8 protein-coding genes and 1 pseudogene are annotated in these 11,415 nt (G+C 72.4%); 5 read left to right on the top strand and 4 right to left on the bottom strand.

Features of this window, described 5'->3' with window-relative positions:
* Positions 1-41 precede the first annotated feature (41 nt).
* The gene (locus RH94_RS14850; RefSeq protein ID WP_073948069.1) at positions 42-794 is read right to left on the bottom strand and encodes a class F sortase; all 753 of its coding nucleotides are present in this window, start codon (positions 792-794) and stop codon (positions 42-44) included.
* A 273-nt stretch (positions 795-1,067) separates the two neighbouring features.
* Between RH94_RS14850 and RH94_RS40745 the strand changes: the two genes are divergently transcribed.
* Positions 1,068-1,469: a hypothetical protein gene (locus RH94_RS40745; RefSeq protein WP_158073052.1), complete on the top strand. Its 402-nt coding sequence runs from the start codon at positions 1,068-1,070 to the stop codon at positions 1,467-1,469.
* 337 nt (positions 1,470-1,806) lie between these two features.
* Here the strand turns inward: RH94_RS40745 and RH94_RS14860 are convergent, their stop codons facing one another.
* Complete coding sequence (locus RH94_RS14860) at positions 1,807-2,295, bottom strand: MarR family winged helix-turn-helix transcriptional regulator (protein WP_073948071.1); 489 nt, start codon at positions 2,293-2,295, stop codon at positions 1,807-1,809.
* 181 nt (positions 2,296-2,476) lie between these two features.
* On the opposite strand from RH94_RS14860, the gene RH94_RS14865 reads away from it, so the two are divergent.
* The 4 genes and pseudogenes from RH94_RS14865 (at position 2,477) to RH94_RS14880 (ending at position 5,939) form a co-directional block, all read left to right on the top strand.
* Positions 2,477-3,850: a pyridoxal phosphate-dependent decarboxylase family protein gene (locus RH94_RS14865; protein WP_073948072.1), complete on the top strand. Its 1,374-nt coding sequence runs from the start codon at positions 2,477-2,479 to the stop codon at positions 3,848-3,850.
* A gap of 48 nt (positions 3,851-3,898) precedes the next feature.
* Complete coding sequence (locus RH94_RS14870) at positions 3,899-4,114, top strand: antitoxin (protein ID WP_073948073.1); 216 nt, start codon at positions 3,899-3,901, stop codon at positions 4,112-4,114.
* Positions 4,115-4,474: 360 nt separating this feature from the next.
* Positions 4,475-4,857: pseudogene (locus RH94_RS43410) on the top strand (hypothetical protein); the annotation flags it as partial.
* Positions 4,858-5,021: 164 nt separating this feature from the next.
* On the top strand, positions 5,022-5,939 hold the full coding sequence (locus RH94_RS14880) for an SGNH/GDSL hydrolase family protein (protein ID WP_073948074.1): 918 nt from the start codon (positions 5,022-5,024) through the stop codon (positions 5,937-5,939).
* Between the two features lie 66 nt (positions 5,940-6,005).
* Here the strand turns inward: RH94_RS14880 and RH94_RS14885 are convergent, their stop codons facing one another.
* Positions 6,006-8,555, bottom strand: coding sequence for a discoidin domain-containing protein (locus RH94_RS14885; RefSeq protein WP_073948075.1), 2,550 nt, complete (start codon positions 8,553-8,555; stop codon positions 6,006-6,008).
* A 201-nt stretch (positions 8,556-8,756) separates the two neighbouring features.
* On the bottom strand, positions 8,757-10,892 hold the full coding sequence (locus RH94_RS14890; RefSeq protein ID WP_079189033.1) for a SpoIIE family protein phosphatase: 2,136 nt from the start codon (positions 10,890-10,892) through the stop codon (positions 8,757-8,759).
* Positions 10,893-11,415: the final 523 nt, after the last annotated feature.

Consider the following 11,415-nt stretch of genomic DNA (forward strand, 5'->3'; position numbering starts at 1 on the left):
GGGCGCCTGAGCCGCCGTACCCCGTGGCGCTCTCCTCGGCGTCAGGCGGGCGCGCCCGGGTCGAGGTGGGCGAAGACGACCACGTTGGCCTGGTAGCCCTGCTTCGCACGGTCGAAGGTGCCGCCGCAGGTGATCAGGCGCAGCTCGGGGGTCGGGGTGTCGGCGTAGACCTGGTCGTCGGGGAAGCCCGCCTTGCTGAAGGTCTCCACGGAGTCGACCTTGAAGCGTGCGACGGTGCCGTCGGCACGCGTGATGTCCACGAGGGCTCCGGACCCGAGCTGATCCAGCCCGGCGAACACCGCGGGACCGGTCTTGGTGTCGAGGTGGCCCGCGACGATCGCCGGTCCGCGCTCGCCCGGTGATGCCCCGCCCTGGAACCATCCGACCAGGTTGGCGTCGTTCTCCGGGGGCGCTTTGAGGTGTCCGCTCGCGTCGAGGGACAGCTTGATGAACGGCGCGTCCACGCCGATGTCAGGGATCGAGATCCGAGTCGGCTCCGACCGGGGCAGCGCCTTCCCGTCGGCTTCGGCGCCCAAGGCCGCAGCGCCGCCGGGGCTCGCGGTCGGTGTGGCCGGGGTGACCGGGGTGACCGGGGTGACCGGTGCGGGCCGGTGGGAAGCGACTGCCGCGGGGGGCGGGTACCTCAGGGGCGTCATGGAGTCGTCGACGGACTGCTGGATGAGCACAAGGCCCAGCCCGACCATTGCCGTGGGCCACAGCAGGCGGAGCCGACGTCGACGCCTTGCGGATCCGGTCCCGCACTGCTGCGTCGAAGGCGGAAGCTGGGAAGCCATGGACGGTGCCTTTCGATCACGAGGTGGCGCCGATGACGCCCGACGGTTCAAAGACCGCTGTCGCGGCCCGCGTCGTCCTCCACGGGAGTGGACGCGGACCGCGACAGCACAGGTGCGAGCAACAGCGGCCGGTCAGGCCACGGAGGAGTCCGCCGTCCGGCGGCGGCGCAGCATGTACGCGCCGGCTCCCAGGCCGCCGAGCACCAGCGTGGACCCCAGGGCCAGGGTGTCCTTCGACTGCGCCAGTCCGCCGCCACCGGCGTGGACGCCGCCGTGCGGCCTGCCCTCACCGCGCCGACCGTGCTCGCCACGTTCGCCACGCTCGCCGCGCTCGCCACGTTCGCCGCGCTCGCCTCCTTCCTTGCCCTCACGACCGTTGTCGTCACGGCCGTCGTCGTCGTCACGGCCGTCGTCATCGCGGCTGCCGCCGTCGGTGGTCGCCATGGCCAGGGCGCCGCCACCGGCGTGGACACCGCCGTGCGGCCTGCCCTCACCGCGCCGACCGTGCTCGCCACGCTCGCCACGTTCGCCACGCTCGCCGCGCTCGCCACGTTCGCCGCGCTCGCCACGTTCGCCGCGCTCGCCGCGCTCGCCACCGTCGCGACCGCCCTCTTCCTTGCCCTGGTCGGAGTCATCGCCCCGGGAGTCACTTACCTGAGACGTCTTGGCCTGTGAAGGCGACAGTGCGGCCACATCCACAGCGCACGCCACAGGCGCGGAGAGCGCTACAGAGGCGGTCATCACCGCGGAGATGAGCAGAGTACGGGTGATACGCATGGGTGTTCCTTCCGTCGCGACTACGAGAGCCGGCCCAACGCCCACTCAATCGGGAATCGCAGGTGCGACGTGATCACCTTCAGTCGATTCCTGACGGCCCACCACCGGAGCGCCGCATTCGGATGACGACGCTTCACCCCCATACGTCCGCACGGGCGAACGACAGGGGGTGATGACGGTCGAACAGCGTGGTGATGACGGTCGGGCAGAGGCGGGGAGCGCAGCGGACGCCCTGTCAGCCGTCCCCGTCGCGCAGCGCCGTGTGGATGTCGCGCAGCGAGTTGGTCAGCCGGGCGTAGTCGTCACGGGCCACCGGTGCGACGAAGTACCGCTCGACGACCCGCGCGTGCACGGCCGCGGCCCGGACGAACACGGCACGGCCCTCGTCGGTCGGCTCCACCCGTACGGTTCTGCGGTCCTCGGGGGACGGCACGCGCCGGACCAGTCCGGCCTCCTCCATGCGGTCCACCAGACGGGTGACGCCGCTGCTGGTGAGGGTGAGCTCGTCGGCGAGATCACGCTGCGAGACCTTCTCGCCGGGCTGCCGGCAGAGCCGGATGAGGACTTCGAACATCGTGTGGCCGATCCCGCAGTCCCGCCGCAGTGCGGTGTCGATCCGCTGCTCCAGGCGGGTGGCGGCCTTGATGAGCAGTCCGAAGTCGCGTACGAGTCGGCTGTTGGCGGCGCGAGCGGCCTGGTCGCCCCGCCGGGTCGCGGCATCCACCTGCCTGTGTCCTCTCCCGCTCGCAGAGCCCTGCCCGCACCGTGCGCGCACCTGCCTGCCCGGCGAGTTTACTGCCGTCTCATCCACCAATCCCTCAATTACTGATCAATCAATTGCTGAGCAGTCAACGAAGTTCTATCGTGGGCGCACCCCGCAAGAGAGCCGGAGAGAGGGAGATTCAGTGGACCTGCAGCACTGGCTCGGCCGAGCCGCCGACGCGGTGGAGCAGTGGGCCGGCACCTTCGGCCCCTACCGGCCGCACCCCTCGCTCCTGGTCGACGACGACCGCTTCGCCGCCGTCTTCGAGGAGTTCACCGGCCGGCTGGAGGACAACTACCCCTTCTTCCACCCGTCCTACGTGGGCCAGATGCTCAAACCCCCGCACCCCGCCGCCGTGGTCGGCTACCTCGCCGCCATGCTGGTCAACCCCAACAACCATGCCCTGGACGGCGGTCCGGCCACCGCCCGCATGGAACGGGAGGCCGTCGCACAGCTCGCCGCGATGTTCGGCTACGACACCCACCTGGGCCACCTCACCACCAGCGGCACGATCGCCAACCTCGAAGCCCTCTTCGTCGCCCGCGAACTCCACCCCGGCCAGGGCGTCGCCTACAGCCAGGACGCCCACTACACACACGGCCGCATGTGCCGCGTCCTGGGCATCGAGGGCCATCCGGTTCCCACGGACGAGAGGGGCCGGATGGACCTCGACGCCCTGGAGGAGCTCCTGCGCACCGGCCGGGTGGGCACGGTCGTCCTCACCGCGGGCACCACCGGCCTCGGTGCCGTCGACCCCGTCCACCAGGCCCTGGCCCTCAAGGAGCGCCACGGCGTCCGCCTCCATGTCGACGCCGCCTACGGCGGCTTCTTCACCCTGCTCGCCGGCGCGAGCGGCCCCGAGGGACTGCCGCCCGAGCCGTGGCGGGCGATCGCGCGGTGCGACTCCGTCGTCGTCGACCCCCACAAGCACGGACTTCAGCCCTACGGCTGCGGCGCCGTCCTCTTCCGCGACCCCGAGGTGGGCCGCTTCTACCTGCACGACTCGCCCTACACCTACTTCACCTCCGCCGAACTGCACCTCGGGGAGATCAGCCTGGAGTGCTCACGCGCCGGCGCCGCGGCCGCCGCGCTGTGGCTCACCTTCCGCCTCATCCCGCCCACGCCCGCCGGACTCGGCTCCGTCCTCGCGGCCGGCCGGCGGGCCGCGCTGCGATGGGCGGAACTGATCACCGCGTCCGACGCACTGGAGCTCTACCAGCAGCCCGAGTTGGACATCGTCGGCTACTTCCCCACCGTGGAACCCGCCACGCTGTCCGCCGTGGACACCGCGTCCGCGCGCGTCCTCGCGGACGGCATGACGGGCCCCGCCCCCGTGTTCCTGAGCACCCTCAGGGCCGACCGCGAGGCGTTCGCCGCCCGCCACCCCGGGATCACCGCCGACGCCGACGGCGCCCGCGTCCTCCGCAGCGTCCTGATGAAGCCGGAGGCCGAGCAGCACGTGGAACGCGTCCACGCCCGGGTGGAGCAGCTCGCCGGGTTCCGCCGGCCAACGTAAGATCATGCCGCTGACCAGCCGCTGTTCCACAACAGAAGAGGACGCCTGATGTTCGACAAGTTGAAGGACCTCAAGAACCTCACCCACCTCAAGGACAAGGTGGAGGACATCGCCGAAGCCCACGGCGGGAAGATCTCCGAGGGGCTGGAGAAGGTCGGCGGCTTCATCGACGACAAAACGGGCCGGAAGCACAGCGGCACCATCGACAGCGCGGTCGACAAGGCACAGGGGCTGGTCGAGAAGCTGGGTGACAAGAAGGCCTGAGGCCCGCGCCGCGCGGCGGGAACGAACAACCGGCCCGGTTCGTCCGTAGTATCTCTGCGCGAGTGTCTCCGCGCAGGGCCACTGTGCGGCCGGTGCTCCCGCCGCGCCGCCATCAGCCGACGAGAAGGGGCCAACACCATGTCCGAGAGTACGACAGTCACCGACCTGGCATCGCAGTACGCCGCTCAAGTGTCCGGCGACCTGGAGCGGAACCTGAGGGAGCAGGAACGTATCAGCTCCGAAATCGCCGCGTTGCAGGACCAGTTGGCCACGCTGCAGCGCGATCACGGCGTGCTGGTGAACATGCGGCAGGCGCTCGGCATGACGGCGCCGCCCGCGCAGCCGGCGGCCGACGCGAGNCCGCCGTACCCGCTCCCCGCAAGAAGGCCGCGGCCAAGGCCGGTACCGCCGGGCGGAGTCCGGGCAGAACGGGCAAGAAGCCGGCGGCCAAGAAGTCCTCGGCCGAGGCGTCCGCCGGGAAGACGGACCGGCCCACCCTGGTCGACCTCGTCCGCGGCCACCTCGGCGAGCAGCGCGAGCCGCGCTCCGCGGCGGAGGTCGCCACCGCCCTGGGCCAGGACCACCCCGACCGCCGCGTCAGGACGACCGTCGTACGGACCACCCTCGAGAGCCTGGTGGCCAAGGGCCGGGCGCAACGCACCAAGCAGGGCACGTCGGTGTTCTACACGGCCTCCGACGCCCCGGAGCGGGGACAGGCGCAGCCGGAGCCGGCCGGCGGCTGAGGCCGCCGTGTCCCACCTCGGCGGCACGGCGGAGCCGCCGCTGTCCGTCCCGGCTCGCTGCGCCCGTTCCGGCACGGCTCTGGCCCCGGGGACGTACCGAGCGGTATACAAGGCCCGTTGAACGCGCGACGACGGTGATGTCACGGTGCGGGGGAGAGAACCTGATGGGCAGTCACAGGCAGGCGGGTGGAACCGCGAGACGGCGCCGGTGGCCGGTCGTCATGGGGGCGGCGCTCGGCGGGTGCGCTCTCGTGGCCGGTGCGACGGCGCCCGCGGCGGCGCACGGCGGGAAGGCCGGCCGGATCACGCATTACGTGGCCCTCGGGGACTCCTACACCTCGGGCCCCGGCATCCCGCGGCAGGTCGACGCCGACTGCGCGCGCTCGGACAGCAATTACCCCTCGGTCGTGGCGGCGGAGCGGAAGACCGTGACGTTCAGGGACGTGAGCTGCGGCGGAGCGACGACCGAGGAGATGTGGAAGCCGCAGGGCACCAACGACGCCCAGCTCGACGCGCTGCGCCGGGACACCGACCTGGTGACGGTCCAGATCGGCGGCAACGACATCGGGTTCGGCTCCATCATCTCCACCTGCGCCGGCCTCGGCGCCCAGCAGCCGACGGGCGACCCCTGCCGGCGCCACTACGGCTCGTCCGGTGTCGACCGGTTGGCGCTGAACATCGTACGGACGGCACCGAAGGTCGACCGGGTGCTGCGGGCCGTGCGCGCCAGGGCGCCGCACGCCCGGGTGCTGGTCGTCGGCTACCCGGACCTCCTGCCCGACGACGGCAGCGGCTGCTTCCCGTCGGTGCCGTTCGCCTCGAAGGACTTCCCCTATCTGCGGGACACCGAGAAGCGGCTGAACCTGATGCTCCGCATGGTGGCCGCCTGGAACCGCGCGGAGTACGTCGACACCTACGGGCCCACGCGCGGCCACGACATGTGCAAGGCTCCGGCGGACCGCTGGATCGAGCCGTTGCAGCCGGCTTCGCCCGCGGCCCCGGCCCACCCCAACGCCAAGGGCGAGCAGGCCATGGCGCGTGCGGTGCTGGAGGCACTGGGGCAGGGGCGCGGACGCGGCTGAGTCCGGCCCGGCGGGCGTGCGGCGAGCCCTGGTGGGTGACTCGCCGCACGCCGGAGTCCCCTCGGGTCAGGGGAACCGGATCACCTTGGACGGCACGGTGTCCGTCCCCGAGGTGGGGGCGCCGGTGTCGTTGACGACATGGGCGTACTGGCCCTTGCCGCCGAGGGAGATGACCAGCAGGTCGTGCATCCTGATGCCCGGCTTGACGGGGACCTGGAAGCCGTGGGCCTGCACGATCGACGGATCGGCCGTGTAGTTGCAGTAGCTGCCCAGGCCCCAGGCCTCGTGCGTGTTCACCGAGTCGGCGACCTTGTAGGCCGCGTAGCCGACGATGCCGTCGTGGGTGACCGCGGCGGCGTTCGGGGCGTCGTAGGCCTTCTCGTTCTGGAAGAAGACCGTCCGGCCGCGTTCCCCGTTCCAGTACACGTCGTACTTGTTGTAGTGCTCGACGAACAGCCCCGTGGCCAGTACGTCGTCGCCGTTCACCCGCAGGCCGTAGTCGGCCCGGTTGGTCTCCCAGCCGACGCCGCTGCCGTGGTCGGCGCGCCACAGCCAGGTGTGGTCGATGACGACGTCGTCGCTGTTGACCACGACGGAGTTGGTGGCCCGGCCGGGGCCCGCGCCGCCGATGCGGACGAACACGTCCTGCACGGTGGTGGGGTTGGCCGAGTGGTCGGCGGACGAACCGGGCGGGCCGATCCGCAGGAGCGTGTCGGAGTTGACGGGGCCGGCGTCGATCAGGAGGCCCGCCAGTCTGACGCCGTCGACGTCGGCCACGTGCAGGGCGTCGACGCCGTTGTCCGGGACGAGGGTGGCCAGGCCGAGGCCGAGCACCACGGTGTCCGCCCGGGTGACGTCGATGGTCCGGTCGAGGTGGTGGACGCCCGGCGTGAACAGGAGGTTGAGGCCCTGGGCCAGGGCCTGGTTGATGGTGGCGGCGCTCGCGCCCGGCTTGACGACGTAGAACTGGTCGAGCGGGATCGATGCACCGGCGTTGGCCGGCCAGGACACGCCGCGGGCGTTTGTGCGCTTGGCGGGCACGAACACCTTGTACGCGCTGCCGTCGAGGTGGAGGAACGGCTTCTCGCGTGAGACCGGTGTGCTGTCGAGCGTGGTGTACGGGCCGGTGTCGAAGTTGGTCGCCGGGGCGCCCTGGACGCCGGTGAACGTCATGTTCCACACGCCGTTGGTCCAGCCGCCGACCGAGCTGTCGCGGGTGTACCACTGCTGCTGGGAGTACGGCCCCACAGTGCCGTCGATCTTCGAGTCGGCGATGTAGCCGCCGGAGGCCCATCCGTAGCCGTTGGGGGCGAGGTTGAGGCCGCCCTGGACGTGGATGCGGCGGAACGGGGCGGCCTGGGCGACGGCCCACCGGTCGGTGCCGTTCACCGGCTTGATGGCGAGGTTCTCCGCCGAACGCCAGAAGTTCTGCGTGGCGTTGCCGTTGAACCAGCCGGCGTCGACGGTGATGTCCCCGTTGATCCGGGTGTCGTCGGGATTGAGGCCGAGCCCGGAGACCGAGGTGTAGAAGCCGAGTTGGGCGTTGATGCCGTTGTAGGTGCCCGGCTTGAGCAGGAACTGGTAGCGGCCGGTGCCGAACTGGGCGGCCTCCTGCTGGGCGAAGACCTGGTCGAACTTCTGCTGCAGGCCGGGGGTGGAGGGGTCGACCACGATGACGTTGGGGCCGAGGTCGCCACCGCCCTGGACGGGCGGGATGCCGCCGGACGAGCCGGTGTGGACGGCGACCTCCCACAGTGAGTAGCCGTAGCCGGTCGCGCGAACCGTGCCGTACACGCGCAGGTACCGGCCCGAGCCGCTGACGTCGTAGGAGGCGCTGCCGCCGGTCGCGCCGGTGACGCTCCTCAGCGTGGTCCAGCTCCGGCCGTCGGCGGAAGCCTGGATCTGGAACTCCTTGGCGTGGGCCGCCTCCCAGGTCAGGTCCACCCTGCACAGGTCCTGGACCGAGCCCAGGTCGACCTGCACCCACTGCGGGTCCGAGGCCGCGCTGGACCAGCGGGTGCCGGGGTCGCCGTCGAAGGCGGCGGAGGCGGGGGTGCCCGCGTTCTCGGTCGAGGAGGCCGACGCGGGCCTGCCCCTGGCGGCGTCGGCGGCGCCGCAGGAGGCGGGGGTGGAGCCGCCGGTGGTGCCGAAGACCTGGAACTCCCAGAGGGAGTAGCCCCATGGGGTGGCGCGGTGGATGCCGTACATCCGTACGTAACGGCCCTGGCCGGAGACGTCGAGGGTGTCGATGCCGCCGTCGCCGCCGGTCACGGACTTCAGATCGGTCCAGTCGCTGCCGTCCGCGGAGATCTGGACCTTGTAGTCTTTGCCGTAGGCGGTCTCCCAGTGGAGGACGACCCTGGTGACGGAGGCCGTCGCGCCGAGGTCGACCCGCAGCCACTGCGGGTCACTGGCCGCCGAGGACCAGCGGGTGCCGGGGTCGCCGTCCACGGCGTGGGCGGCGGGGGTGCCCGCGTTCTCGTCGGACGACGACGTGGCGGTCCGCCCCTGGGACAGCGGGGTCTCGGCCGCCGCGGCGGCCGGTGGGCGGGTGGCGGGAAGGGCGACGAGCGCTGCCGCGGCGGCGAGCGCGACGCCCAGGGATCTGATTCTCATAGGGGTCCCCTGCGGTTTCTGTGGGGTGAGTGATCGCGGGGAGTGCGGGAGCGGGGTGCAGGGCACGGGCAGGTCCGGTGTCATGCCCCCGCCACTTAGTTCACATCTTGATTTAACTAATGATCGGAGTGCCGGGCAAGCCTTCGGACACGAGATCCTTCAAGGGTTGACAAGGGACCCGCTCACCCCGGGTCCCGGTGTTCAGGACCTGCGACCGCGGTCCCCTCGTCCGGAGCGCACGCGGGCCATGAGGAGGGCGACGTCGTCGGGTTCGTCGGGGTGGCGCAGCGCGTGCAGGAGGTGGTCGCAGGTCTCCTCCAGGGGGCGCGGGGGGCCCGCGAGGAGCCGCAGGAGCAGGTCGAGCTGCGCGTCCAGGGGGTGGCTGCGGGTTTCGACGAGGCCGTCGGTGTAGAGCAGGAGGCCGTCTCCGGGCCCGACCCGCACCCGGACGGTCCGGGAACGGACGTGGCCCACGCCGAGGGGCACGCCGGTGGGGACGTCGAGGAGCTCCGGGGCTCCGCCGGCGGGGAGCAGTACCGGCGGCAGGTGGCCGGCGGCGGCGATGCGGCAGCAGGCGCGGTGCGGGTCGTACACGGCATAGGTACAGGTGGCGAACTGCTGTTCCAGGTCGCCGGTGATGCGGTCGAGGTGGTGCAGGAGCTCGGCGGGGTCCATCTCGAGCGCGGCCAGGGTGCGGGTCGCCATGCGCAGCTGGCCCATGGTGGTGGCCGCGCCGGTGCCGCTGCCCATGACGTCGCCGATGACCAGGGCCGTCCTGTCGTGGGGCAGGGGGATGACGTCGTACCAGTCGCCGCCGATGCCGCAGATGGACGAGGCGGGCTGGTAGCGGCAGGCGGTGTCCACGCCCGGGCGGTGCGGGGGCTTCTGGGGCAGGAGGCTGCGCTGGAGGTCCTCGGCGGCCTGGCGCTGGTTCTGGTAGTAGCGGGCGTGGTCGATGCTGACGGCCGCGCGGGAGGCGAGTTCGAGGGCCAGCACGGCGTCGTCGTCGTCGAACGGCACCGGGTTGCGGCCGCGCGCGAGGCCCAGGGCGCCCAGCACGCGGCCGCGTGAGGTGAGCGGGACGGCCAGGCAGGAGTGCGTTCCGGCCCGGGCGAGGACGGCGGCGGCGCGCGCCGGGGCGACGCGGGCCAGGTCCTCGCCGGTGAGATGCGGGGCGAGGACCGGCCGGCCGGTGGTCATGCACTGGGTGACCAGGTGCTCGGGGTCGTACCGGGCGAGGTGCCCGGCGGGGAAGGAGAGGGCCGGCACGGCGTGGGCGGCGAGCGCCAGGGTGCGGACGGCGGCCGGGCCACTGGGCGTCCAGTTCCGGTCGCTGCCCCGCAGTACGGCGTCCAGCACGTCGACGACGGCCAGGTCGGCCAGCTCCGGCACACAGCTCCCGGCCAGTTCGTCGGCCGTGGTCTCCAGGTCGAGGGTGGTGCCGACGCGCGCCGAGGCGTCGGCGATCATGGCCAGGCGCCGCCGTGCCTCGGCGGCCTCCGCGGACGCGCGGTGCTGCTCGGTGACGTCCACGAGCTCGACGGCGGCTCCGAGCACCTGCCCGGCGCTGTCCTCCAGCCGGAAGTAGGAGACCGACCAGGCGTGGTCGCGGCCTCCCGGGTCGGCGGGGGTGGGTGCCACGGCGAACTGGTCCAGCAACGGCTCGCCGCTGTCCAGGACGAGGCGCAACGCGCCCTCGACCGGAGCGGGATCCATGAAGTCCAGCACCTCGTGGACGGGCCGGCCGACATGCCGGTGCGCCGGCCGGCCGTTGATGCGCTCCAGAGCGGGATTGACCACCAGGTACCGCAGGTCGGTGTCCACGATCCCCAGTCCGACCGGGGACTGCGCGAACAGGTGCGAGGTGAGCGCCAGGTCGCGCTCCGCGCGCTTGAGGGCGGCGTGGTCGGCGGCGATGCCCAGGGCGTAGAAGTCTCCGTCCTCGCCCTCCAGCCGTACGTTGCGGAACTCCACCAGGCGGGTGCTGCCGTCCTTGTGCCGGATGGGGAAGGCCCCCGCCCAGCCCGTGCCCTCCGCCATCACCCGGGCGAACAGCTCCGTGACCAGTTCCCAGTGCCGCTCGTCGACCATCAGCCTGGCCGCGTACCGGCCCAGGGCCTCGTGGGCGCTGTAGCCGAAGATCTGCTGCGCCTGCGGGCTCCAGAACACCACGCGTCCGCGCGCGTCCAGGACCACCGCGGAGACGCTGAGCAGGTCCAGCAGGCCGCCCGACGGCGCCGGATCCGCGTGCCCGGCGCTCCGCCGGAGGACTTCGCCAGGCCTCACCGCCGACGCCTCCTCTCGGTCGCCACCGGTTCCTGCCCGCTCACCACCCATGGTCCCTCACCCGGGCCCGGTCGGCAGCACCGCGGACCCGGCGGCGTCCGCGGGCGGCCGCCGCGTGGCCCGGCCCGCGGGGGTGTCGTCGACGCGGGGGCACGAACCCGCCGACCGTGCCCGCCGGGGACGGCCCGCCCGGGACGGCCCGGTGCGGGCCGCCCTCACCGGTGCCGGTGTGGCGCGTGGGCGCACCGCTCCCCCATTCGGCCCATCCTGCGGCCGTCGCCCGGGCAGCGGTGCGCCCGGTCCCCAAGTGGCGGTCGGCGGCGAAGTGTTACAGGGTGCGGAGATGTGACCTCGACGTCGCCTCCGGCCGCGCGGGGTCGGACCCCAGGGCTTGAGGATGGAGATCGGTCCGCAGGTGCCGCTCGCGCTCCGCGCACCGCCCGCACCGGACCGGCACTCCGTGATCAAGGAGAAGGACATGCCCATAGACACCGTCGAGCGGTTTCTGGCCGCCCTCGACCCGCACCACCGGGAACACGTCCAGGGGCTGCCGCGCGAGGAGCAGGAGAGGCTC

It is taken from the genome of Streptomyces kebangsaanensis (assembly GCF_001906585.1).
In the GTDB taxonomy this organism is placed as follows: Bacteria; Actinomycetota; Actinomycetes; order Streptomycetales; family Streptomycetaceae; genus Streptomyces; species Streptomyces kebangsaanensis.